This window comes from Microbacterium sorbitolivorans, from assembly GCF_003327285.1.
In the GTDB taxonomy this organism is placed as follows: domain Bacteria; phylum Actinomycetota; class Actinomycetes; order Actinomycetales; family Microbacteriaceae; genus Microbacterium; species Microbacterium sorbitolivorans.
The window spans coordinates 31,561-56,069 of sequence record NZ_KZ848478.1; the positions used below are offsets into that span (position 1 = coordinate 31,561).

Below are 24,509 nucleotides of genomic sequence, written 5' to 3' on the forward strand. Positions count from 1 at the left end.
GAGCAAAAGGGCACATGATGACTTCGTCAACGGTGACGGAACGCCCCGCACGCGAGGGCTTCCTTGACCGCATGGGAATCCCGAGCTCGCTCGCGATCGGTTTCCTTGCCGTTCTGATCTTCATGGCCGGTAACGGCGTGGAATCGAACTTCATTACCCCGCACATGGTTGAGGTCTTGGGTTCGCCCGAGGCGACCGTTGCCGCGATCGTGAGCTTCTACAGCCTCGCGGTGCTCGTCGGTAGCTACCTCTCCGGTGCACTGTCCGACCTCATCGGTCCGCGACGGGTCATGGTGGTGGGATTCGTCGTATGGATCGTGTTCGAGGTGTTGTTCCTCATCGGTCTGTCGATCGGCAGCGTGGGCTTCACCGCGGTCGCCTACGCACTTCGCGGCTTCGGATACCCGCTCTTCGCCTTCGCCTTCCTCGTGTGGGTGAACATCACGGCCCTGCCCGAGCGCAACGGCTCTGCCGTGGGGTGGTTCTATGTCGCGTTCACCGGTGGTCTCCCGACCCTCGGATCCCTGTTCGCGCTGGGAGCGATCCCGACGTTCGGCGGTGGCATCCAGGGTGAGACGGGCGCGATGATCGCGTCGATCGGCCTCGTTGTCATCGGTTTCCTTCTTGCAATGTTTGGCATCCGCGCGAAGAACGGCAGCAGTCGTATCGCCCCCGAGGGCGAGAGCGCGGCGCGCGTTCTTACGAGCGGTCTGCGGTTGACGTTCACCCGTCCGCGCGTGTTGATGGGCTTCATCGTCCGCCTGATCAACACGGCCCCGCAGTACGGCATGTTCATCATCCTGCCGACGATCATCTCGATCGATCGCGGATGGGGACAGGTACGCTGGCTGCTGATGACGGTGTTCGTCTACGCGACCAACATCCTCGTGAACGCCCTGTTCGGCTGGCTCGGCGACCGCATCGGATGGCAGCGGACGGTCAAGTGGTACGGCATCGTCGGCGGCGCCTTGGGCCTGCTCGCCTGGTGGTACGTGCCTCAGCTCGTTCCCGCGGGAAGCGAGTGGGGATACTGGGCTTCGGTTCTTGCCGGGTGTGTGTTTGGTTGCCTGCTCGCGGGCTTCGTGCCGATGGGCGCGATCATGCCCGCGCTCGTTCCCGCGCACAACAAGGGCGCCGCGATGGCGATGTACACGACGGCAGCAGGCGGCGCCGCGTTCCTAGGATCCGCCACCGTCGCTGTCGTGCTCGCGCTTGGCGGCGATGGCGTTGCGGTGACCTGGACCTTCGTGGGCCTCTACGCGCTCGCGTTCGTGTTCATTCAGTTCCTCCAGGTGGATCAGCCTGGGCACGACTTCCTCGGGAAGTCGAAAACTCGAAAGGTGAATGCATGACGACGATCTTCGACAACCCCGAGGAGTTCGCGGAGGATCAGCTCGCCGGATGGCTTGACCTGTACTCGGATCGCGTGCGGGGCGTCACGGGCGGGGTCGTGGCGCTCCCCGTCGCGGGTGCCGCACCGCAGGTTGCCGTCGTCATCGGCGGCGGATCCGGGCACTATCCCGCGTTCTGCGGCACGGTGGGCACCGGATTCGCGACCGGTGCGGTCGTTGGAAACATCTTCACCTCGCCGTCTGCGGCGCAGGTGTACTCCGTCGCGAAGGCCGCGGATCAGGGGCGCGGTGTCGTTCTGAGCTTCGGCAACTATGCCGGTGACAACATGAACTTCGGCCTGGCCGCGGAGCGTCTTCGTCAGGAGGGAATCGACACGCGCATCGTCGTCGTGACGGACGACGTGGCCTCGGCTGACGAGGAAGAACAGCGCCGCGGCATCGCCGGCGACTTCCCCGTATTCAAGGCGATGGGCGCTGCCGCCGCCGCGGGCGCATCGCTCGACGAGGTTGAGCGACTGGGCAACGCGAGCAACCGCGCAACGCGCACGATCGGTGTCGCGTTCTCGGGCTGCACGATGCCGGGCGCGACCGAACCTCTCTTTACCGTTCCGGAGGGGCACCTGGGTCTGGGGCTTGGCATCCACGGCGAGCCCGGGATCCGCGATGTGCCGCTCATGCGAGCAACCGACCTCGCCCGTCTGCTTGTCGATAGCCTGCTCGCGGATCGCCCGGCCACGGCCGGCACGCGAGTGGCGCCGATCGTGAACGGTCTCGGCGACACGAAGTACGAAGAGCTCTTCCTGCTGTGGGGGCGCATCGCGCCGCTGCTCCGCGCCGAAGGCCTCGAGCTTGTCGAGCCCGAGGTGGGCGAACTCGTGACGAGCCTCGACATGGGCGGATGCTCGCTCACGCTGCAGTGGCTGGACGAGGAGCTCGAAGAGCTGTGGCGCGCGGACGCATATACCCCGGCGTACCGCAAGGCTCAGGCACCTGTCGCCGCGCTCGACCGCGACGCGATCGCCGCCACCGAGTCGCGTGCCGCCGAGGAAATGCCCGAGGCGAGTGACGCATCCCGCCACGCCGCGCTGGTGATCCGGGATGTCGTCGGCGCGATGGACGCGGCACTTCGAGGCGCCGAGGAGAACCTCGGACGTATCGATGCCATTGCGGGCGACGGCGACCACGGTCGAGGAATGGTCAAGGGCGTCTCTGCGGCGACGGACGCGGCCGGCCGCGTACCGGAGGAAGCCGGTGCGGCGTTCCTCTTGGGCCGCGTTGGTCAGGCTTGGGCCGCGGAGGCAGGTGGAACGTCTGGCGTGCTCTGGGGTGCGGCTCTGGAGGCGTTCGGGCGAGAGCTCGGTGACGACGCCACCGAGATCGGCGCGGCGGACATCGCCGCAGCGAGCGGCGCGTTCGCGCGTGCGATTCAGCAGCTCGGAGGCGCGAGCCGCGGCGATAAGACGCTGCTCGATGCCCTGTTGCCGTTCGTCGATGAGCTCGAGGCGCGAGTCAGCGCCGGTGACGACCTGGCGACGGCGTGGGGGCAGGCGGCAACGGTCGCGGGCCGCGAGGCCGAAGCGACGGCGTCGCTGCGGCCGAACGTGGGTCGCGCACGCCCGCTCGCCGAGAAGAGCATCGGACACCCCGACGCGGGCGCCATTTCGATGGCGCTGATTCTCGAGACCGTCGGCGGCGTACTCGCCGCCCGGTGACCACACTCACACGAAGAGAAGGACGACAGAGATGACTGCTGAACAGATTCCGTGGCGCGTCGTCGTTGGTTGCGACGACGCCGGATACGACTACAAGGAACGCCTCAAGCGCGACCTGCTCGAGGATCCGCGTGTTGCCAGCGTCGTCGATGTTGGCGTCGACGCCGACGGTCACACGGCCTACCCGCACGTCGCCGTGGATGCCGCTCGACTCGTGGGCAGCGGCGAGGCGGATCGCGCGATCCTCATTTGTGGAACGGGCCTTGGCGTCGCCATCGCGGCGAACAAGGTGCCCGGGATCCGCGCCGTGACCGCGCACGACTCGTTCTCGGTCGAGCGGTCGGTGCTCTCGAACGACGCCCAGGTGCTCTGCATGGGGCAGCGGGTCGTGGGTATCGAGGTCGCCCGCCGGATGGCGCGCGAGTGGCTCGGTTACCGTTTCGATCCGACGAGCGCCTCCAAGGCGAAGGTCGACGCGATCTGCGAGTACGAAGGCGCCTAACCCTTGCGGGATGCGTTCGTGTCATTCTGGCCTTCAGGGATGCCGTCGTGTCGTTCTGAGCGATCAGAACGACACGAACGCATCCCTGGGGCGCGTTATCGCACGAACGCATCCCTGGGGCGCGTTATCGCACGAACGCATCCCTGGGGCGCGTTATCGCACGAACGCATCCCGCAAGGCGCGATTAGCGCGGCCAGCGCTCCATTAGGCGCGTGGCTACGCGTAACGAATTCGCCGTGATCGTCAGCGTCGGGTTGACCGATCCGTTGGTCGGGTGCAGCGACGAATCGGCGACATAGATGCGCTTCGTGCCGTAGAGCCTGCCCTCGGGGCTCGTGGCGCCCGAGGTCTCTGACGCACTCATCCGCGCGGTGCCGCACGAGTGCTCGCCCGCAGCCGACACGGTCGCCCCGCCGCGCTCTTGCACGCGCACATTCCGCGCGCCCGCGGCCTCGAGCCACCGGGATCCCTGCTCGCCCATACCTCGCTCGATATCAAGCGACAGCGGGTGGGAGAGCTTGCGCAGACTTGCGCCCGGGCGGCCCCAGCGGTCGCGGATCGTCGGCGCGAGTCCCACGGCCGAGCCAATGGCGGGGATCTCCTGGCCCATGCCAAAGATGCCGAACAGGTTCGCGCGCCCCGTGCGCATCCACTCCTTGTGCTCGCTGCCCCATCGGGCGACTCCGGGTGCGGGGGCTCCCGCCGAGGTGAGGGGCAGGAAGCCCATGACGTCGACGAGCACGCCGCCGCCGTAGCCGATCGTGTCGCCGTGCACGTGGTCGAGCGTCGCGACCGAGTGCCCGGGGCCGATGAATGGCTTGACCGGTTCATCGACATCGCCGAAGATCGTCGCGGTGCGGTGGTCGTGCAGGCCTTGGCCGAGATGCTCGTTGCCGAGACCGCTGGCGAGCAGCAGCCGCGGCGTCTCGACCGCACCGGCCGACACAACGACCACGTCGGCGCGCACCGTCACCTCGCGCGGCGACGTCGACGCGTCGACCATGAGCACGACCTCGGCGCTGCCGGATCCGTCGCGCACCTCGATCGCCTCCGCGTCCTGCAGGAGGCGAGCACCGTCCGCGACCGCGCGGGCGATTAGCGTGTTGTGGGCGCCGTTCTTGGCGTTCACGGGGCACGCGTGGCCCACACACTGCGGGCATCGCACGCAGGCGGGGCGGCCGTCGTTCGGCACCGAGTTGATCGAGAGCGGGATCGGACCCCATCCCCAGCCGAGGCGATCGGCGCCCGCGGCGAGAAGCTCGCGCGCGGGCTCGGTGCCCATCGGGGGCATCGGATATCCGCGGGTACGCGGGGTACGCGCCGTGAGGGCGCCCTCCTCGCCCGCGACTCCGAGCTCCCACTCGGCGCGCGTGTAGAACGGCTCCATCTCGTCATAGTCGACGGGCCAATCGGCGAGCGTGGATCCCTCGGGGGTGCCGTAGATGCTCGCCATGCGGAAGTCTTCGGGGAAGAACCGCCACGCCATTCCCTGCCAGACGCGGGTGCCGCCGCCCAGCGCGTCCGCGTTGAGGCCGTAGGGGCCGGCATCTCCGGTGCTCTCGACGCGTCGCCCGTTGCCCTCTTCGTCGCGCAGCTCGCGCGGATAACCAGGCCCCGGGCCGACCGTCGGCCAGAACAGCGCGTTGCGCTTGCCGTGTAGGTGGTCACCGCGCAGCTCGGCGTTCGTTTTCGCGGGCGTGCGCTCGACGAGCAGCACGCTCTTGCCCGCCTCGGCGAGCACCCGCGCCGCGGATCCGCCGCCCGGGCCGCTACCGATCACGATCGCGTCGTAGCTCGCTTCGAGCGCGTCCGACGCGATGCTCGGCAGCGGATCCGGTTCGACCGGCACGACCCCTTCGGGGATCGCGTGGTACCCGACCATGCGGATGCCCTCGGGCTCAAGCTCGGGCCGGAGGGCGTAGTAGCCCTCCCAGCAGATGCGGCGCAGGGCCGCGAAGTCGTCCGAGACACCGGGCAGCGTTTCGGCCTCGCGTAGGATCTCGTCGCGCCCCGACTCGTCGAGGTCGAGGAAATTCCGCGCCTCGAGCCAGGCCGAGAACGTCTCGAGCCGCGGAAGAACATCGGGAAGGTCTCGCTGTGCTAGCGGATCCGCGAGGTACGCGCCCACGCCGCCGTCCCAGCCGGCGCGCCAGCCGTCGGCCGGGATGACCCGGTCGACAGCGGCGCGGAGGGCTGTGTCAGCGGCCCGCAAGGGATCCGCCGATGCCGCCGACGCTGAAGTACTTGTTCAGCACGGCGAAGAGGATCACGGGCGGCAGCATCGCGATGACGGCGACCGCCATGACGAGGCCCCAGTTGGTCGCGTTCTGCTGGAAGAACGACTGGAGGCCGACCGAGAGGGTGAAGCTCGTGTCCGAGCGGATGAACACGAGGACCACGAGGTAGTCGTTCCAGGCGAGCAGGAACGAGAAGATCGCGGTCGAGAGCACACCGGGCAGCGAGTTACGCAGCACGATGCGGAGGAAGCCGCCGAAGAGGCTCGCCCCGTCGATCCACGCCGCCTCCTCGAGGGCGATCGGGATCGAGTCGTAGTACGCCGCCATCATCCAGATCGCGACCGACATCGTCGAGCCGACGTAGATGATCGTGAGGCCAACGAGGTTGTCGACGAGGTTCATCTTCGCGAAGAGGATGAACAGCGGGATCACGGCGGTGACGACCGGCAACGACTGGATAATGAACAGCAGCAGCGAGTAGCCCGACACGAGCTTGCCGCGGCCGCGCGAGAGCACGTAGCCCGCGGGGGCGGCGACGGCGACTGAGACGATCACGGTCGCGAGCGTGACCGTGAGGCTGTTGCGCAGCCACGGGAGCACGTTCGTCTCCGAGAAGATCTTGATGTAGTTCTCGAGCGTGAAGCTCGTCGCCGAGCTGCCGAGGGACGGCTGCGTCGACAGGTACAGCACGCCCGCGATGGGCACGATGACGACGGCGGTGATGACGAGCAGCGCCGAGAACTTCCACCAGCGGCCCCGCAGCTGCGCGTCGGTCGCGATGCGGTGACGGTGGCGCGGGGGAACGACGAGGGTCTGTGTTGCGCTCATTCGACCGCCGCCTTCTGTACGCCCTTAAAGAGCACGACCGAGATGACCACGAGCACGATCGTCATGAGGAACGCGATCGCGACGCCGGGCCCGGTGCGGAACTCGAGGAACACCGTCTGGTACGCCTTGACGACGAGGGTCTGCGTCGCGTTCACAGGGCCACCATGCGTCAGCAGGAAGACCGTCGGGAAGTCGTTGACGCAGAAGATCGTCATGAGGATCCAGCTGATGTACGTCGAGCGGGCCGTGAGCGGCAGGGTCATGTGGCGGAACATCTGCCACCCCGTCGCGCCGTCGACGCGGGCCGCCTCGTAGACGTTGGTGTCGACCGAGGCGAGGGCCGCGCTCATCATCATCATCATGAACGGGAAGCTGATCCAGACCTTGAACACGCACACGACGATCTGTGCGAGCAGCGGATCCGCGAGGAAGAGCACGTTTCCGAAACCGAGCGCCTTCGCGAGCACGGGCAGGGGGCTCTGCGGGGTCGCGACGAGCCAGTTCCAGGCCGTCGCCGACACGACCGTGGGAACGACCCACGGCAGCAGCAGGAGCACCTTGAAGAAGCCGCCGAGCGGCACCTTGCCGCGCAGCAGCAACGCGACGCCGAGGCCGACGGCCCAGCTGCCGAAGACGCCGACGAGCGTGAAGACGAGGGTGAAGCGGGCCGAGGCCCAGAACGACGGGTCGGTGAGCACCGAGGTGTAGTTCTTGAGGCCGATGAAGTCGCCCGAGGCGATGAGGTCGCCGTTTCGCAGCGACTGAATGCCGGCGTAGATGACCGGGTAGGCGTTCAGCAGCAGGACGAGGATGATCGACGGGAGCACGAGGAACGTCAGCGTGCGCGCGCGGCCCGGCGCGATGCCGCGGCGGCGGGATCCGGGCGGTCTGCCCGATCCGCCGACGCCGACACCGCGCCGCGCTCGCTCCATCGACCCCGCGAAAGTGGAGGAGGAGGTCGTCATGGTGATGTTCCTAGGCCGTGGCCTCGAGCGCCTTCTGCAGCGTCTCGAGCGCGTCCTTCGCGCCCGCCTGGCCCGAGTAGATCGACTGCGTGAACGCGTCCATCGCCGGGGTGCCGTCGACCTTCGTGACGCCGAGGAACAGCGAGCTGCCGCCCCAGGTCTGAGCGATCGGCTGCCACTCCTCGATGATCTTGACGGCGTTGGGGTCGGAGCGGAACTCGTCGGTCTCGGCGATCGACTTCAGCGGCGGCAGGCCGATGCCCGTGTGCTCCGTCCAAAGCGGCGCCATGTTCTGGTAGTAGTACGTGAGGAAGTCCTCCGACGCCGACTGGTCGGGGGTGTTCGTGTACATCATGATGCTGTTCGGGAAGTACAGCGAACCCTTGTCGCCGTGCGGGCCCGCGAGGGGGCTGACGACCTCGAGCTCGGCCGCGACATCGCCGCCGACGTTCGCGGCGAGGCCCGCGCCGTCCCAGCCCATGCCGAAGAGGTGCTCGCGCCACTGCGTCTGCACGTTGTCGCTCGTGTAGCTGACGGTGCCGGGGTCGACGTAGCCCTTCGAGACCATCTCGAGCACGAACTCCATCGCCTCGATGTTGGCGTCGGTGACGACCTCGGGCTGCTGGTCGGCGTTGAACAGGCCACCGCCGTTGTTGATCATGAAGCTCGTGAGGATGTGGCCGCCCGTGAAGCTACCGGCACCCGCGCCGACGCCGAAGGCGTAGGCGCCGATCGCCTTGAGCTTCTCGGCGGCGGCGAGGTAGCTGTCCCAGTCGGTCGGCACGTCGGCGCCGGCCTGCTCCATGAGCGCCTTGTTCATCCACATGACGCGCATGTCGAGGTTGTAGGGGATGGCGGCGTAGCCGCCCTCGACCTTCATCGCGTCGATCAGGCCGGGGAGGAAGTCGTCGTAGAGGCCGTTCGACTTCCACGACTCGAACAGCGCGTCGGCGTAGGCGATCTTGCCCTGTGACTCGAAGAGGAAAGCCTGCGTGCCACCGCCCGACGAGACGGCGGGGCCGGTGTTACTCGCGACGGCCGACGAGAACGTCTGCGTGAAGTTCGCCCACTGGATCTCCTGGTACGTGGCGCTGAAGTCGCCCGACGTGGGCTTCCAGGCCTCGGTGATCTTCTTGTCGAGCGGGTTGAACTCGGTGCCGCCCCAGGGCATGTTCCAGAACTTGAGGGTGTTTCCGCCGCCGCCCCCGCTTCCGCCGGATCCGCCGTCGGCCGAGCAGGCGACCAGCACCGCGGCTGCGGCGACGCCGCCCGCGATTGACAGGAATCCGCGTCGGGTGAAACCCGACCCTGATGTGATCGAAGACATGCTGTGCTTCCTTCCCACCGCTCGGGTCATTCCGAGCGTCGTTCTTCGTCGAACCGTGGCGAAAATCCTCGCCGCAGGGGCCCCTCAGCGTTGAGTGGTGATCCATGTCTAGTCGACATTGTTGGGAGCGTCAACCATTCTGGGCGGGGTTACGAGAGCAGCTCCCGGTAGTCGTCGCTCGTGAGCGTCGAGGTCACGTCGCCGCTCAGCACATCGTCGAAGAGACGGCGCTTCTTTTCCTGCAGGTCGCGCACCTTTTGTTCGATCGTGCCGGCCGAGATGAGCCGGTAGACCATGACGGGTTTGTCTTGCCCGATGCGGTGCGCGCGGTCGATCGCCTGCTCCTCGGCGGCGGGGTTCCACCACGGGTCGAGCAGGATCACGTAGTCGGCGGCCGTGAGGTTCAGCCCCGTGCCGCCCGCCTTCAGCGAGATGAAGAACGCCGGATCCTCGCCGTTCGTGAACCGCTCGACCATGCGGCTACGGGCGCGCGCGGTCGTGGATCCGTCGAGGTACGAGAAGCGCAGCCCCTTCTTCTCGGCGACCTCGGCCGCGCGGCCGAGGAAGTCGGTGAACTGGCTGAACACGAGGGCGCGGTGGCCGTCGGCCGTGATCTCGTCGAGGAGGTCGGCGAGCGCCGTGAGCTTCGCGCTCGTGACGCCCGGCAGATCGGCGGCGTCGCCGAACGCCGGATCGAGCGCCTCGCGCCGCAGCCGCGTGAGCGAGGCGAGGATCTGGATCTGGTTCTTCTTCACGTCGTCGAGCAGCCCGAGGAGCTTCTGCTGCTCGCGGCGGAAGCGCCGCTCGTAGGCGCGCATATGCGTGGGGTGCAGGGGAACCTCGAGCACCTGCACCGTCTTGGGCGGCAGCTCGGGCGCGACCTGCTCCTTCGTGCGCCGCAGCAGGAAGGGGCGGATCCGCTGGCGCAGGACCTCGAGCCGGCGCGAGTTGCCGTCTTTGCTGATGGCCTTCGAGTACTGCTCGCGGAAGCTCTCGCGGGTGCCGAGCAGGCCAGGGGTCGCGAGCGAGGCGAGGGCGTAGAGCTCCATGAGGTTGTTCTCGAGCGGGGTGCCGCTCACTGCGAACACCGTCGGAGCGCCGACGAGGGCGGCCGCGGCGTAGCCCTTCGACGACGAGTTCTTGACGTTCTGCGCCTCGTCGAGCACGAGCACGCGCACGCCGAGCTCGCGGAACTGCTCGGCATCGAGCCGCAGAATCGCGTAGCTCGTGACGATGAGCGATGCGCCCTCGGCAGCCTCTGCGACGCTCGTGCCGCGCTTGGTGCTCGTCGACGTGAGGCCCACGACCGGCAGCTCGGGCGCGAAACGCTCGGCCTCGGCGAGCCAGTGGCCGACGACGCTCGTCGGGGTGACGACGAGGAAGCGGGCGCCGGGCTCGTCGAGCCGCGCGTGCTCGAGCGCCGCGAGGATCTGCACCGTCTTGCCGAGGCCCATGTCGTCGGCGAGGATGCCGCCCAGCCGGTGCCGGCGCAGGAAGTCGAGCCAGCTGTAGCCCGCCTGCTGGTAGTCGCGCAGCGTCGCCCGGAACGACGCGGGCGCCTCGACGGGCGTCACGGCGTCGTCGCCGAGCGCGCGCATCGCGTCGAGCCACCGCGTGTGCTGGGCGTCGAGCACGCCGATCTCGGCGAGCTCGTACCAGAGGTCGAATTGGTAGCGCGGGATCGAGGGCTTGTCCGGCGGATCGTCGCGCAGCGCCTTCGCCTCGGTCAGGACGTCGCGGAGCCGCGCGAAGTTCTCGTCAACGAGCGGGAACACCGTGCCGCTCAGCAGCCGGAAGTAGGTCTGGCCACGCGACAGGGCGCGGATGAGCTTGCTCGACGACACCGGCTCGCCCTGGATCGTCACGACGATCTCGAGCTCGAACCAGTCTTCGCCCGAGGGGCTGACGCCAAAGCTGATCTGCGGCGCCTCGGTCGCGAACTCGAGCGCGGGCACCTCGTCGTGCGCCTCGATTCTGAGGCCCTCGACCTCGCGGATCGCGGGGAGCACGTGCGCGAGGAACTCGACCGTCTGATCGCGGTCGAGGTCGACCGCGGGGAAGAGCGGGTCGGCCCGGCGGCGGCGCAGCAGCGGCGCCCACCGGCCTGCCGCGCGCTCGACGGCCTGGATCAGCTCGCGCTCGGCCGCGCGGTCGCGGCGGGCGCCGGGCTCGTACTCCCACTCCCAGTAGAGCCGCGCGACGGGCCCGGCGTTCGCGAGCGCGAGCACGAGCTCGGGCCGGGGCGCCGCCGGAACGTCGAAGCTCTCGTCGCTCGAGACGAGGGGCGCGACCTCGCGGAGGCCCGGCAGGTAGTCGTTCGCGAAGTCGGCGATGCGCGTCGCGGGGACCGAGAGGTGGCCCTTGCTGAAGAGCGCGTCCCACCCCGTCGTCGCGGGGCGCGAGAGCGGCAGGATCGCGTCGACCTCGCCGTCCGAGACCATCGCGAGCGCGGCGGTCGGCGCCCCGATCGGCAGCAGCGTGAAGCCCTCGTCGAGGTCGCGGATGCGCGCCTCGACCCACAGCCGCTCGCCCGACACCCTCAGGTCGACGACCGCCTCGCGCGACTCCTGCTCCATCCCGACCACCCGCTGCGCCGACGAGTCGGCGACGAACTCGACGCCCGCGTCGTGCGCCGCCAGCAGCGCGTCCCACAGCCCGGGGGAGGGGGTCGCATCGAGTCGGATCCAATCGGGCAGCCCCCACGACTGCTCGTAGCCGCCGGGGCCGCGCCGGATCCGCTCGGCCGCGGCCGGGAAGTTGTGCCGCCCCTCGAACAGCCCCGCGATGTCGGCGAGGGCGCGCCAGCCCGCGTCGGGGTTCGTCGACTCGGCGACCGCCCGCCAGCCGATCCCCGACCGGATCCAGTTGCCCGCGGATCCGCGAGAACCCCGTACCGCGGGCCGGATCGCGATCCCCGCGCCCGCGGGGTCGCCGCCCGCGCTCTTACGGACGTCGAACAATAGCGCGATCGCGCCCGGCGGATCCGCATCGTCGAGGTCTTCGGAGGGCGAGATAAGGCCGCGCAGCGCGCGCTCCCACGGCTCGCCATCGGGCCGCTGTCGCGCCCCGCGGCCCACCCCGCCGACGCCGAAGGGCTGCTCGGACTCGGCGAGCGCGTAGAGCGCCGCGGCCGCGTGCGCGCACGCCGAGCGCGAGTCGTGGGTGCACCAGGTGTTGATGCGCCCCGAATCGTCCATCTCGATCTCGATGCTCAGCGCGCCGACGCTCACGAGCGCCGCCGAGAACACCCGCCCCGTCTCGGCCCGCAACACCCGCACCGGCAGCTGCGACAGGATCGCACGCCCATCGTCGGCATCTTCTTCCGTGAAGAGCGAGTCGACGAGCGCCTCGGTGAGCCGAATGGAGGTCATGAAACGAGGCTATGGGCAACCCCTGACAAACGAATCGCGCTACAGAACCGCCCGCACCGCCGCGGCCGTCTCGCCGAGCGTCGCGGCCGAGCGCGCGAGCAGCTCCTGCTCGGCGTCCGAGAGGCGGATCCGGTCGAGCGGTACCGCGCCCGCGGATCCCACGATCGACGGCAGCGAGAGCGCGACGCCGTCGACGCCGAGGGTTCCGGAGAGCACGGTCGAGACCGGCAGGATGGCCCGCTCGTCGCGCAGTACCGCCTCGACGATGCGGGTCGACGAGAGCCCGATGGCGTAGTTCGTCGCGCCCTTGCCCTCGATGATCGTGTAGGCCGCCGTGCGCACCTCGGTCGCGATGGCCTCGAGCTCTTCGGGGGTGAACTGCTCGCCCCAGTCCTCGACCGGCAGCGGCCCGATGCGGGCGCTCGACCACAGCGGAAACTCCGAGTCGCCGTGCTCGCCGATGATGTGGGCGTGCACCGAGCGCGGATCCACCTGCGCGCGGATCGCGATCGCGCGCCGCAGGCGCGAGGTGTCGAGCACGCATCCCGACGCGAACATGCGGGCCGGATCCGCGCCCGTCTGCTCGACGGCGAGGGTTGCGAGCACGTCGCAGGGGTTCGAGACGATGATGACGATGGCCCGCGGCGATGCCTCGACGAGGCTCGGGATGAGCGAGGCCATGATGCGGGCGTTCGTCTCGACGAGCTCAAGGCGCGTCTGGCCGGGGCGCTGCGCGGCGCCGGCGGTGACGACGATGACGTGCGACGCGGCCGTGCGCTCGATGTTGCTCGTGCCTGTGACCTCGCTCGCGCCCGTGAACATGGCGCCGTGCGCGAGGTCGAGGGCCTCGGCGCTCGCCCTCTTCTCGTCGATGTCGTAGAGCACGACCTCCCGCGCGGATCCGCGGATCATCAGGGCGTACGCGGTCGCGGATCCCACCGCACCCGCGCCGACGACGGTTACCTTCGCGTTCTCGATGACGGCCATGGGGTCATCGTGTCACGCGCGGCGCGCGGCGCGCGAGCGCGCGGACGAAACTGCGGAGATCGCCCCGAAGTGCGGACCTGCGGTGTGATCCGATCCGCATCTCCGGGCCATCTCCGAAGTTCGGGCGCGCGGCCGCGACTCACCGCATCTTCGCCGGCCACCAGATCTTCCGTCCGATGTCGTAGGCCAGCGCCGGCACGAGTAGCGAGCGCACGACGAACGTGTCGAGTAGAACGCCGAAGGCGACGATAAACGCCAGCTGCGCGAGGAACAGGATCGGGATGACGCCGAGCGCCGCGAAGGTTGCCGCGAGCACGATTCCGGCGGAGGTGATGACGCCGCCCGTCGCCGACAGACCCCTGAGAATGCCCGAGCGCGTTCCGTAGGCGAGCGACTCCTCGCGCACGCGCGTCATGAGGAAAATGTTGTAGTCGATGCCGAGGGCGACGAGGAAGACGAAGCCGTAGAGCGGGACCGCCGGGTCGGCGCCGGGGAAGCCCAGCACGTGGTTGAAGATGAGAGCCGAGACGCCCATCGCCGTTCCGAACGACAGGACGGTCGTGAGGATCAGCAGGATCGGCGCGAGGATCGATCGCAGGAGCAGCATCAGGATCACGAGGATCACCCCCAGCACCACGGGGATGATGAGGTTGCGGTCGTGGACCGATGCGTCGTTCGTGTCGATCGCGGTCGCCGTGACGCCGCCGACGATCGCGCCCGTGTCGTGAAGGGAATCGCGAAGGGCACGCACGGTCTCCGCTGCGGCCTCCGAATCCGCCGCGTCCGTCAGCGTCGCCTGCAGCAGCACGTCGCCGCCGGACACGGTCGGGGTCGGGGTGGATCCGCCGAAGCCCGTTATCCCGTCCTCCGTCACGGGTGCGGATCCGCTGGGCGAGTCGGTCGAGGAGATCGACACGTCCGAGACGCCGTCCGCGGCGAGCAGAATGTCGGCCGCGTCCTGCCAAGCGGTCTCCGGGACGACGATCGATGCGGGACTGCCGGATCCCCCGGGGAAGTGCTCGCCGAGCGCCGCTTGACCGTCGCGCGCCTCGGATGCGCCGAGCACGAGATCCGACTGCGGCACGCCGTCCGCCTTTAACTGGGGCACGGCGGCGACACCCGCGAGCAGGACGAGCGTGGTTGCGATCCAGATCACGCGAGGGCGGCGGGCGATGAGGGAGCCGAGTCTCCCCCAGAGGCCGGTCGGCCGCGGATCCGATGCGGTGCGGGGTGCGGGAAGGGTGCGCGCCGCGGGGAGTCCGGCACCCTCGCGAGAAGCGCGGGCGCTTGCGAGAGTCGCGGACTCGACCGGGTCCGCATCTCTTTCCGGGCGGTCTTCGGAGATCCGGCGCGGCCAGAACACAGCACGCCCGAACGTGTAGAGCAGGGCGGGGAGGAGTGTGAGAGCCGAGAGCATGGCGAACACGATGCCGATCGCGGCGACGGGGCCGAGCGTGCTGTTCGACTTCAGGTCGCTCAGGAGGAGACAGAGCAGTCCGGCGATGACGGTACCGCCAGAGGCGGCGATCGGCTCGAGCGAGCCCCTCCATGCCGTGCGGATCGCGTGCGCCCGGTCGGTGGTGTGCCGCAGAGCCTCGCGGAAACGCGAGACGAACAGGAGCGCATAGTCGGTCGCGGCGCCGATCACCAGGATGAAGAGGATCCCCTGCGTCTGCCCGCTGAGCAGCAGGACGTCCCATTTCGCGAGCCACCACACCACCAGCAGCGCCACGCAGAGGGCGAAGAGGCTCGTCGCGAGCACGACGAAGGGCAGGAACGCCGAGCGGTACACGAGCACGAGGATCACGAGCACGGCACCGAGTGCGACCCCGAGCAGGAGGCCGTCAATGCCCGCGAAGCCAGACTTCAGGTCGGCCGAGAATCCGGCGGGCCCCGTAATCTGCACCGTCACGCCGGCGGGGGCGTCCGCGCGGAGCGTCTCGCCGAGCTGGGGCACGTCATCGGGCGAATCGAGCGGAACGAACGCCTGCATCGCGAGGCCGTCGTCGGAGATCAGGGCGGGCGAGGCGTCTGCGCTCGCCGCGGAGACGGCGTCTCCGATGAGCCCCTGCGCCTCGTCGTCGAGCGGGGTCTCCGAGGTGAAGACCGCGATCGCCGGGATCTGGTCCGAGTCGTTGAACTCGTCGAGTCGTTGCTGCACCTCCGTCGCTTCGGCCGACGAGGGCAGGTAGGCCGTCTGATCGTTCGACGAGACCTCGTCGATCTTCCCGAAGAGGGGGCCGCCGAAGGACGCCCCCGCGAGCCAGGCGACGATGAGCAGGGCGGGAACGACGACGCGGAGGACGGCGCGAATGCGTGGCATGACTGCCCCTTCGTTTGGGTGGCGTACTCGATGCTATTGCTAGATAGGCGAGAAATCAACTGAGTTTTATATCGAGGAGATCTAGAGTGTGGGGGTGCGAAACGCTTCCCGCGACCCCGGATCCGCGCGCCCGATGTTCGACATCGCGTCCAACGACCCCGACCAGAGTCTCGTCGACAGGTCGTCGATGGGCGAGCGCGACGTTCATCAGATCGGCGAGCTGATGAACGCCCTCGGCGGGCTGCGCGAGGCCGAGCGCCGACTCAACGAAGCGGCGCGCCGCTACATGCGTCTCAACGAGACCGATATGCGGGCGCTGCACTTCCTGATCGTCACGGGCCATGCGGGCGAGCAGGTGACGCCGGGTCAGCTCGCTCAGCACCTCGGCATCTCCACGGCATCCACGACGAAGCTGCTCGATCGCCTGGAGCGCGGCGGTCACGTCGTGCGCGCGCCCCATCCCACCGACCGACGGGCGCTCACGGTGTCGATCACGCCGGACACTGCTCGCGCGGCGCGCGAGAGCGTCGGACGCCAGCAGGCCCGCCGTGTGCGCTCGGCCGCGCGCCTCTCGACCTCGGAGCGCGACATCGTGATCCGCTTCCTGCGGGAGATGACTGACGACTTGGAGGGCGACGACCCTGAACAGATCACGTGAATCCGCGCTCTCGGTTTTGATAACCATTGTCATTTACGTACGCTGGACCCATGCGAACCCGCCGAATTTTGACCCCCGTCGCCGTCGCGGCGCTCCCCGCACTCGCCCTCGCAGGCTGCTCGTCCACGGGTGACGACGCGACGGCCTCGGGCGACAGCACCTTCCAGATCGTCACGTCGACGAGCGTCTACGCCGACATCGCCAAGCAGATCGTCGGCGACGCCGCGAACGTCGAGGCCGTCATCGACTCGGCCTCCGTCGACCCGCACGACTACGAGGCGACGGCGCGCGATGGCCTCACGGTTCAGGACGCCGATCTCGCGATCATGAACGGCGGCGGCTACGACCAGTTCATGGAGAACCTCCTCGATAGCGCCGACGTCCCGCACGTCATGAACGTCGTCGAGTACTCCGACGCCTACCCGGGCGAGGACGGCGAAGAGCACGACCACGACCACGACCATGACCACGCCGAAGAAGAAGATGGCCACGACCACATCGAGGGCTTCAACGAGCACGTCTGGTACGACCCCCACACGATCGAGCACTTCACCGAGGCGCTCCGCGACGAGCTCGTCGAACTGATCCCGGATTCGAAGGACGAGATCGAGGCGGGCGCGCAGAGCGTGCTCGACCAGGCGGCCGCGCTGGAAGACAAGCTCGAGGCCATAGCCGCCGACCACACGGGCGACACGGCGTTCTTCACCGAGCCGGTCGGCGCGTACTTCACCGAGGCCGCGGGCCTCACCGACGTCACGACCGAGGGGTTCGCCGAGGCGGTCGAGCACGGCGAGGATGTTGCCCCGGCGACGCTCAATGCCGCCATCAAGTCGATCGAGGGTGGCGAGGTGACGGTTCTCGTTGCGAACGCCCAGACCGGCGGATCCGAGACCGAGCGCGTCATCCAGGCCGCGGAGGGCGCCAGCGTGCCGGTGCTCGAGTTCACCGAGACGATCCCGGACGGCGACGGCTTCTTCGGCTGGATGAACGACAACGCAGACGCGCTCGCCGCGGCACTCTAAGTAACTGAGACCCGCCGTGCGGGGCCGGATGGGGCCGGCCTCGCACGGTTTTCTCGTGCCCGCACTCAAAGCAATCGATAATCGATCCCGAATAGAATGGCCCGATGACTGATCCCGTGCTCGACATCTCCGGCGCCTCGCTGCGGCTGCGCGGCCGCGAGCTGTGGAGCGGCCTCGACCTGCAGGTCGCGCCCGGCGAGTTCGTCGCGGTGCTCGGGCCGAGCGGATCCGGAAAAACGACGCTGCTCCGCGCGATCCTCGGCCTTCGGCAGCTGAGCGAGGGGCGGATCCAGGTCGACTCGCGGCCCGTCCGCCGCGGCAACAAGCGGGTCGGGTACATCCCGCAGCAGCGGCCATTCCCGCTCGGGACGAGCCTGCGCGCCCGCGGCCTCGTCGCGCTCGGCGTCAGCGGAACGCGCTTCGGCGTGCCCCTCCCGCGTCGCGGCGACCGCGCGCGCGTCGACGAACTCTTGGAGGCGGTGGGCGCCGCGCCCTACGCCGATGACCCCGTCGGATCCCTGTCGGGCGGCGAGCAGCAGCGCCTGCGCATCGGCCAGGCGCTCGCCGACAGGCCCTCGCTCCTACTCTGCGACGAGCCGCTGTCGAGCCTCGACCTCAAGAACCAGCGCGCCGTCGTGAGCATCATCGACGAGCAGCGCCGCGCCACGGGTGCGGGCGTCGTGTTCGTCACGCACGACATCAACCCGGTCCTCGGATCCGTCGACCGGATCCTGTACCTCGCCGGCGGCCGGTTCCGGCTCGGCACCCCGGACGAGGTGCTGCGCAGCGACGTGCTGAGTGACCTCTACGGCGCGCCCGTCGAGGTCGTCCGCACCGCCGGGCGACTGCTGGTGGCGGGGATCCCCGAGGGTGAACCGCACCACCCGCACCACGAACACGATCACGACGACGACGAGAGCGAGGGCTTCTGATGGGAGCGCTGATCCAGCCCGCCATCGCCTGGTCCGACGTCTTCTCGTTCGAGAACTACGGCGAGCTTCTCGTGCTCATGCGCAACCCGCTCATCGCGGCGATCGCGCTCGGAATCGTCGGCGGCCTCATCGGCACCTTCGTCATGCAGCGCGACATGGCGTTCGCGGTGCACGGCATCAGCGAGCTCTCGTTCGCGGGCGCGGCGCTCGCGCTGCTGCTCGGCGGATCCATCGTCATGGGCTCGCTCGCGGGCGCGATCGTCGCGGCGCTCATCATCGGCCTGTTGGGGGCGAGGGCGCGAGATCGCAACTCGATCGTGGGCGTGCTGATGCCCTTCGGCCTCGGCCTCGGCATCCTGTTCCTCTCGCTCTACGAGGGGCGCTCGGCCAACCGCTTCAGCCTGCTCACGGGCCAGATCGTGGCGGTCTCCGACACCGATATGTGGTGGCTCGTCGGCATCAGCGCGGTCGTGTTTATCGGCCTCATCCTCGTGTGGAACCCGCTGCGGTTCGATTCGACGGATCCACAATCGGCCGAGGCGCGCGGCATCCCGGTGCAGGGGCTCAGCCTCGTCTTCATGCTGCTCCTCGGCGCGATCGTCGCCGCGGCCGTGCACATCATCGGTGCCCTGCTCGTCATGGCGCTTCTCGTGACACCGGCGGCCTCGGCGATGCGCGTCGCGCACGGCCCGCTCTCGGTGCCGCTGCTCTCGGCGCTCTTCGGCCTCGTCTCCGCGGCGGGCGGGATCCTGCTCGCGATCGCGGGCACGCTGCCCGTCAGCCCCTACATCACCACGATCTCGTTCGTCATCTATATCGTCTGCCGATTGATTGCCTGGCGACGCGGACGGGCCGTGCACACCCACGCGAAGTAGGCTCTTGGCATGGCTATTCAGCGGAACACGTGGCAGCGCGAGGCGGTGCGCGAAGCGCTCGCCGAAAGCGGCGGTTTCGTGAGCGCGCAGGACCTTCATGCGCGACTTCGCGACGAGACGGGCATCGGGCTTGCGACGGTCTACCGAACCCTCGCGAACTTCGCCAAGTCGGGCGAGGCCGATAGCCTGCAGAGCCCCGAGGGCGAGAACCTCTTCCGAGCCTGCGCGACGGCCGATCATCACCACCACCTCATCTGCCGCCGCTGCGGTAAGACGGTCGAGATCGAGGCGAGCAGCATCGAGAAGTGGGCGCGCGATGTCGCGGCCGAGAACGGCTTCCACGACGCCGAGCACGTGATCGACATCTTCGGCCTCTGCGCAGAGTGCGCCGCCAAGGGCGACTAACTCGATGACGCACGCGCACACACGCCGCGGATCCCGGACCAATCCGCTCGTGATGCTCGGCATCGCGGCGGCGCTCGTCGCGGCGCTGTTCGCGGCGAACGCGTTCTTGCCGAACCTCTTCGACAAGCCGCTGCCCGATCGCGCGCAGGATGGGCTGACGCTCACGCTGAGCGTGCTCATCGAGTCGCTGCCGTTCGTGGCGCTCGGCGTGATCTTGTCGATCGCGATCCAGGTGTGGGTGCCGGCGTCGTTCATCCACCGCGTGCTGCCGAAGCGCGAGTGGCCGAGGCGGCTCGCGCTCGCGGCGCTCGGGATACTGATCCCGGTCTGCGAGTGCGGAAACGTGCCCTTCGCGCGCGGCCTCATGATGCGGGGCATCGGCCCCGCCGACACGCTCGCGTTCCTCGTCGCGGCGCCGATCGTCAACCCCGTCGTCATCATCACGACGCACCAGGCCTTCGGGATGTCGGGCGGGATCCTCGTCGCGCGCCTTCTCGGCGGGTACGCGATCGCGGTGCTGATCGGCTGGCTGTTCAGCCGCCACCCGGATCCGGATCGCATGCTCACCGAGCGCTTCCGCGTCGCGTGCGACCACGCGCACGACGCCCGCGGATCCGTGCTCGAGCGCAGCCTCTCGCAGTTCGTCGTCGAGCTGCGCGCCGTCATGCCGGCCCTCATCATCGGATCCGCCCTCGCGGGCGCGGTGCAGGTGATCGTGCCGCGCTCGGCGCTCGTCGCCATCGGATCCAACCCGGTGCTGTCGATCGTCGCGATGATCATCCTCGCCGTCACGGTGTCGCTGTGCTCGAACGTCGATAGCTTCTTCGCGCTGAGCTTCGCGTCGACCTTCACGACCGGATCCCTCGTCGCCTTCCTGCTCGTCGGCCCCATCGTCGACATCAAGATGATCGCGCTGCTGCGCACCACCTTCTCGGGCCGCGTGATCGCGGTCATCTCGGCCGTGACGATCCTCGCGGCGTTCGCGATCGGGGCGGTGATGAACCTTGTCGTTTAAGTACCTCGGCGTGGGCCTCGCCTCGGCGCTCTCGGTCCTCACGATCATGCTGACCGTCACGGGCCGCCTGCAGCTCTACATCAACACGAGCCAGGCGTGGTTCGCGTGCGGCATGGCGGTGCTCATCCTGCTCGGATCCATCGCCGCGATCGCGATCCGGCCGTCGGATCACGACGATCACGATCACGGGTCCCCCTCCCGCGCCGGCGCGGTCGCCGGCGTCGTCGGCGCCGCGGTCGCGACCGTCGTCGCCGTCGGCGCGCTGATCCTGCCGCCCGCGACGCTCTCGGCCGAGCTGGCCATGGAGCGCGACACCGGCACGCCGCCGCTCTTCGCGGGCGCCGACGACGTGCAGTTGGGTGTTGTTGACACCTCGAAGTTCGGCGTCGGCGACTGGTCGGCGGTCTTCGCGACCGCGACGAACCCCGAGCGCTACGCGGGGCAGACCGTGACGCTCACGGGCTTCATGACCGACGGATCCCTCAGCCGCCTCGTCATCACCCACTGCGTCGTCGACGCACAGACCGCGACGCTGCCGCTCGACGGCGACGTGTCGGGGCTTGCGACGGGCGACTGGGTCGAGATCACGGGCGACGTCGAGGTCGACTCCGACGGGCGACTCACCATCGCGGCGACGGGCATCACCCCGATCGACGAGCCGGAGGATCCGTATGAGTACTGATTCTCGAGGCGCCGCCCGCCGCGCGCGCGGCCGCGGCCGCTACACGCGCGGCGTCGCGATCGCGATCGGCGCGCTCGTCGTGATCGGCGGTGCGGCCGCCGGAACCGGCCTCACGCAGGGGCCGCGCGCGACCTCGATCCAACAGGATCCGCAGGCCGCCGCCGTGCAATCGGGCAGCCGCGTCATCTTCACCGCGAACGAGGCGCTGACCGACATCGACCCGTCGCAGGTCACGGTCGAGCCCGCCACCGACTTTACGCTCGACGCCGCCGGCCGCACCGTCGGCGTCCGCTTCCCGACGGCCCTCGACGCCGACACCGACTACACCGTCACGATCGACGGCGTGCAGGGCATCGGCGGCGGCCCGACCTCGACGCTCACGACGAGCTTCACGACGCCGAAGGCGAGCGTGCTCATGCTCGAGCGCGATGCGACGGGCGACGACCGCATCGTGAGCCACACCGTCGGCGGATCCGACGGCGACGCGGTGTTCACGGCCGCGCAGATCGACGACTTCCGCGCCACGAGCGCCTACCTCATCGCCACAACCGTCGACGGCGACGGCACGATGCACGTCACCGTCGTCAACCGGGGTAACGGATCCACGCACGAGATCGCGCTCCCCGGATCCGGGATCGTCACGGGGCTGCAGGTCTCCGAGCGCGGGCAGCTCTACGGGTTCACCTTCACCGACGCGAACCTCTCTGCGGCCGGCGGCCGCGAGAACGTCCTGTTTACCGGATCCCTCGCGTCGTCGGACGACCCCGCGCCCGTCGTCGTCGGCGGATCCGAACCCAGCATCGATCGCTGGCGCTTCGTGCCCGAGACGTCGTCGCTGCTGCTCAACTCGTTCAACGGCGACCTCACGCTCGTCGACCGACAGGATCCGGACGGGGAGGTGTCGTCGTTCGGCACGGCTCTCGGAATCGAGGGCGTCGCGCGTTCGACCTATACCGCGCTCATCGACCGCCTCGAGGAGGGCTTCGTCGAGCTCGACCTCGCGTCGGGCGAGCAGCGCGTGCTCACCGACGCGCACCTCGACGGCGACGCGCTGCTGGGGCACATCCTGCCCCTGCCGAACGGCGACACGCTGCGCTCGTACGCGATGCTCGAGGACGGGATCCCAACGACCTCGCGCATCGTCACGATGAACCAGGACGGCGACGTACACGACATCGCCGAGACCGAGGACGGCGACGTGCTGCAGCAGGTGTGCGCGTCGCCGAGCGCGCAGTACATCGCGCTCACGGTCTCCGACTCGTCGGGCGCCGCGTACGACGGGGGAGTGCAATCGCTCCCCGAGATTATGGAGACCCGCATTTACGATGCCGCCACCGGCGACGAGGTCGAGACCTGGGACGGCTTCGACATCAGCTGGTGCGAGGTCGGCCCCTGGTGAAAAACTGAGAGCCAACACGCCCGGCCTCTGGTAGAGTCTCTCCTTGGCCGTGCGCACTCCTGTGCACGGATCGTGCATCTCACCCCTGAACACAGCTCGGAAACGGGCGGGGGTCGCGGTGCGCAGACAAGAGATCTTGGGTGACCCCGTCGCGGGTCACGGTATTGAAGGAGAGTGAACTATGGCTGCTGTGTGCCAGGTGACGGGAACCACCCCCGGTTTCGGTCACAACGTCTCGCACTCGCACCGTCGCACGAAGCGCCGGTTCGACCCGAACGTGCAGAAGAAGACCTACTTCGTCCCCTCGCTGGGTCGTAAGATCACGCTGAATGTTTCGGCAAAGGGCATCAAGGTTATCGACGCTCGCGGCATTGAGTCGGTCGTCAAGGACCTGATCGCGAAGGGTGTGAAGCTCTAATGGCGAAGAAGTCGCAGGACGTTCGTCCGATCATCAAGCTCCGTTCGACGGCGGGCACCGGTTTCACGTACGTGACCAAGAAGAACCGTCGCAACAACCCTGACCGCCTTGTGCTCAAGAAGTACGACCCGGTCGTCCGCAAGCACGTTGACTTCCGCGAGGAGCGCTAAGCATGGCTAAGAAGAGCAAGATTGCGCGCAACGAGCAGCGCAAGGTTGTCGTCGCCCGTTACGCCGAGAAGCGTCTCGAGCTGAAGAAGACCCTCGTTGACCCGAACGCGACCGACGAGCAGCGCGAAGCTGCCCGCATCGGCCTGCAGAAGCTGCCCCGCAACGCTTCGCCGGTGCGCGTGCGCTCGCGCGACGTCATCGATGGTCGCCCCCGCGGTGTCCTCACGAAGTACGGCATCTCGCGTGTCCGCTTCCGTGACATGGCTCACCGTGGCGAGCTGCCCGGCATCACCAAGTCGAGCTGGTAAGCACCACTTTCGCCGAGCGGGCGGGATCCTCTTTCGAGGGTCCCGCCCGCTCGCTTTTTGGCTCTTGTTTTCGCTCTTGGGCCCGGTTTTTGGCGACACGCCGACCCGATCCGCCGAAAAACCGCGGAAATACGCCGTTTCAAGGGGGAACGCGTTAGTTTTGTGCTCGGTCGCATGACCGAGCCGGGGGCGGGCGCTCTCGGTCCCACGATTCGTCACGGCGCTCCGCGTCGATGGAGGAAACCATGGCCGACAAGAACATCACCAAGACCGAGCTCGTCGCAAGCATCGCCAGCGCCACGGGCCAGAGCCAGGCCACCGTCTCGGGTGTGCTCGACTCGCTCTTCACGACCGTCTCCGAGGCTGTTGCCAAGGGCTCGAAGGTCTCGATCCCCGGTTGGATCGCCTTCGAGAAGGTCGCCACCGCTGCCCGCACGGGCCGCAACCCCCGCACCGAAGAGGTCATCGAGATCCCCGCTGGTCACCGCGTCAAGGTGACCGCCGGCTCGAAGCTCAAGGCTGCCGTCAAGTAATTCGACGACGACGTCGCTCAAGGCGAGCCCCCGCGTGGGGCTCGCCTTTTGCTTTGTTGCCGGGGCGGGCCCCGCCCTCCGCGAGATCTCACCCTTTTCGTGAGGTCTCACTCTTTTCGTGAGGTCTCACTCTTTTCGTGAGGTCTCACTCTTTTCGTCAGGTCTCACTCTTTTGTCGACGCCGCACGAATCTCGGAGAAATCACGAGTCTCGGGTCCCTGGGGCGAATCCTTCCGATTCTCGTGATTCCTCCGATTTTGGTGCGCCGGGGCCCGGGCCCCGGATCCGCGCTGCGCGCCTCCGCGTGGTCCCGGATCTGGTCATGCCGCGCCCGGATCTCGGAGAAATCATGAGTCTCGGGGATCCTGCCCGAATCCCTCCGATTCTCGTGACTCTTGCGATTATGGTGCCCGGACCCCGATCCTGGCCCCGCCCTGGCCCGCGCGGTGCGGCCGGGGCCCCACACAAATCTCGGAGAAATCACGGAT

22 protein-coding genes and 1 pseudogene are annotated in these 24,509 nt (G+C 68.6%); 15 read left to right on the forward strand and 8 right to left on the reverse strand.

Going from position 1 to position 24,509, the window contains the following annotated elements; genetic code table 11:
• The first annotated feature begins 14 nt into the window (after positions 1-14).
• The 3 genes from DTO57_RS13890 to DTO57_RS13900 are packed head-to-tail and all read left to right on the forward strand — an operon-like array spanning position 15 to position 3,566.
• The gene (locus DTO57_RS13890) at positions 15-1,352 is read left to right on the forward strand and encodes an RbtT/DalT/CsbX family MFS transporter (protein ID WP_229730666.1); all 1,338 of its coding nucleotides are present in this window, start codon (positions 15-17) and stop codon (positions 1,350-1,352) included.
• Complete coding sequence (locus DTO57_RS13895) at positions 1,349-3,064, forward strand: dihydroxyacetone kinase family protein (protein WP_114118850.1); 1,716 nt, start codon at positions 1,349-1,351, stop codon at positions 3,062-3,064. The genes DTO57_RS13890 and DTO57_RS13895 overlap by 4 nt, the downstream gene beginning before the upstream one ends.
• Before the next feature lie 31 nt (positions 3,065-3,095).
• Entirely contained in the window at positions 3,096-3,566 is a 471-nt protein-coding gene (locus tag DTO57_RS13900) for a ribose-5-phosphate isomerase (protein ID WP_280524159.1), read from the forward strand.
• Between the two features lie 184 nt (positions 3,567-3,750).
• Here the strand turns inward: DTO57_RS13900 and DTO57_RS14865 are convergent, their stop codons facing one another.
• From DTO57_RS14865 to DTO57_RS13935, 8 genes and pseudogenes are all read right to left on the reverse strand, one after another.
• Positions 3,751-4,176, reverse strand: coding sequence for a GMC oxidoreductase (locus tag DTO57_RS14865; protein ID WP_425325785.1), 426 nt, complete (start codon positions 4,174-4,176; stop codon positions 3,751-3,753).
• A 261-nt stretch (positions 4,177-4,437) separates the two neighbouring features.
• Positions 4,438-5,448, reverse strand: a pseudogene (locus tag DTO57_RS14870) (GMC family oxidoreductase N-terminal domain-containing protein); the annotation flags it as partial.
• 316 nt (positions 5,449-5,764) lie between these two features.
• Entirely contained in the window at positions 5,765-6,631 is an 867-nt protein-coding gene (locus DTO57_RS13910) for a carbohydrate ABC transporter permease (RefSeq protein ID WP_114118853.1), read from the reverse strand.
• The gene (locus tag DTO57_RS13915; protein WP_114118854.1) at positions 6,628-7,596 is read right to left on the reverse strand and encodes a carbohydrate ABC transporter permease; all 969 of its coding nucleotides are present in this window, start codon (positions 7,594-7,596) and stop codon (positions 6,628-6,630) included. The genes DTO57_RS13910 and DTO57_RS13915 overlap by 4 nt, the downstream gene beginning before the upstream one ends.
• Before the next feature lie 10 nt (positions 7,597-7,606).
• Entirely contained in the window at positions 7,607-8,923 is a 1,317-nt protein-coding gene (locus tag DTO57_RS13920; RefSeq protein ID WP_114118856.1) for an ABC transporter substrate-binding protein, read from the reverse strand.
• A gap of 149 nt (positions 8,924-9,072) precedes the next feature.
• The gene (locus DTO57_RS13925) at positions 9,073-12,294 is read right to left on the reverse strand and encodes a DEAD/DEAH box helicase (RefSeq protein ID WP_114118858.1); all 3,222 of its coding nucleotides are present in this window, start codon (positions 12,292-12,294) and stop codon (positions 9,073-9,075) included.
• Positions 12,295-12,333: 39 nt separating this feature from the next.
• Positions 12,334-13,281 carry an L-lactate dehydrogenase gene (locus DTO57_RS13930; RefSeq protein WP_114118859.1) on the reverse strand — a complete coding sequence of 316 codons (948 nt, stop codon included), beginning with the start codon at positions 13,279-13,281 and terminating at the stop codon, positions 12,334-12,336.
• A gap of 139 nt (positions 13,282-13,420) precedes the next feature.
• Positions 13,421-15,604 (reverse strand): MMPL family transporter, encoded by a 2,184-nt coding sequence (locus DTO57_RS13935; RefSeq protein ID WP_114118860.1) that lies wholly within the window; start codon positions 15,602-15,604, stop codon positions 13,421-13,423.
• Positions 15,605-15,698: 94 nt separating this feature from the next.
• On the opposite strand from DTO57_RS13935, the gene DTO57_RS13940 reads away from it, so the two are divergent.
• The 12 genes from DTO57_RS13940 (at position 15,699) to DTO57_RS13995 (ending at position 24,021) form a co-directional block, all read left to right on the forward strand.
• Positions 15,699-16,262: a MarR family winged helix-turn-helix transcriptional regulator gene (locus tag DTO57_RS13940; protein WP_229730665.1), complete on the forward strand. Its 564-nt coding sequence runs from the start codon at positions 15,699-15,701 to the stop codon at positions 16,260-16,262.
• 50 nt (positions 16,263-16,312) lie between these two features.
• Positions 16,313-17,284, forward strand: coding sequence for a metal ABC transporter solute-binding protein, Zn/Mn family (locus DTO57_RS13945; protein WP_114118861.1), 972 nt, complete (start codon positions 16,313-16,315; stop codon positions 17,282-17,284).
• Positions 17,285-17,388: 104 nt separating this feature from the next.
• A complete protein-coding gene (locus DTO57_RS13950) occupies positions 17,389-18,216 on the forward strand; it encodes a metal ABC transporter ATP-binding protein (protein WP_114118863.1) in 828 nt (275 codons plus the stop codon).
• Entirely contained in the window at positions 18,216-19,091 is an 876-nt protein-coding gene (locus tag DTO57_RS13955) for a metal ABC transporter permease (RefSeq protein ID WP_114118865.1), read from the forward strand. The genes DTO57_RS13950 and DTO57_RS13955 overlap by 1 nt, the downstream gene beginning before the upstream one ends.
• A gap of 9 nt (positions 19,092-19,100) precedes the next feature.
• Positions 19,101-19,496 (forward strand): Fur family transcriptional regulator, encoded by a 396-nt coding sequence (locus DTO57_RS13960; protein ID WP_114118866.1) that lies wholly within the window; start codon positions 19,101-19,103, stop codon positions 19,494-19,496.
• A 4-nt stretch (positions 19,497-19,500) separates the two neighbouring features.
• The gene (locus DTO57_RS13965) at positions 19,501-20,511 is read left to right on the forward strand and encodes a permease (protein ID WP_114118868.1); all 1,011 of its coding nucleotides are present in this window, start codon (positions 19,501-19,503) and stop codon (positions 20,509-20,511) included.
• Positions 20,501-21,193: a TIGR03943 family putative permease subunit gene (locus DTO57_RS13970; protein WP_114118870.1), complete on the forward strand. Its 693-nt coding sequence runs from the start codon at positions 20,501-20,503 to the stop codon at positions 21,191-21,193. Before DTO57_RS13965 ends, DTO57_RS13970 begins: the two co-directional genes overlap by 11 nt.
• Positions 21,183-22,592, forward strand: coding sequence for a hypothetical protein (locus DTO57_RS13975; protein ID WP_114118872.1), 1,410 nt, complete (start codon positions 21,183-21,185; stop codon positions 22,590-22,592). Before DTO57_RS13970 ends, DTO57_RS13975 begins: the two co-directional genes overlap by 11 nt.
• 181 nt (positions 22,593-22,773) lie before the next feature.
• Complete coding sequence (rpmB, locus tag DTO57_RS13980) at positions 22,774-23,010, forward strand: 50S ribosomal protein L28 (protein WP_110589931.1); 237 nt, start codon at positions 22,774-22,776, stop codon at positions 23,008-23,010.
• A complete protein-coding gene (gene rpmG / locus DTO57_RS13985; protein WP_029153448.1) occupies positions 23,010-23,180 on the forward strand; it encodes a 50S ribosomal protein L33 in 171 nt (56 codons plus the stop codon). Before rpmB ends, rpmG begins: the two co-directional genes overlap by 1 nt.
• A gap of 2 nt (positions 23,181-23,182) precedes the next feature.
• Positions 23,183-23,488 carry a 30S ribosomal protein S14 gene (gene rpsN / locus DTO57_RS13990; protein WP_114118873.1) on the forward strand — a complete coding sequence of 102 codons (306 nt, stop codon included), beginning with the start codon at positions 23,183-23,185 and terminating at the stop codon, positions 23,486-23,488.
• Positions 23,489-23,733: 245 nt separating this feature from the next.
• Positions 23,734-24,021, forward strand: coding sequence for an HU family DNA-binding protein (locus DTO57_RS13995; RefSeq protein ID WP_114118874.1), 288 nt, complete (start codon positions 23,734-23,736; stop codon positions 24,019-24,021).
• Positions 24,022-24,509: the final 488 nt, after the last annotated feature.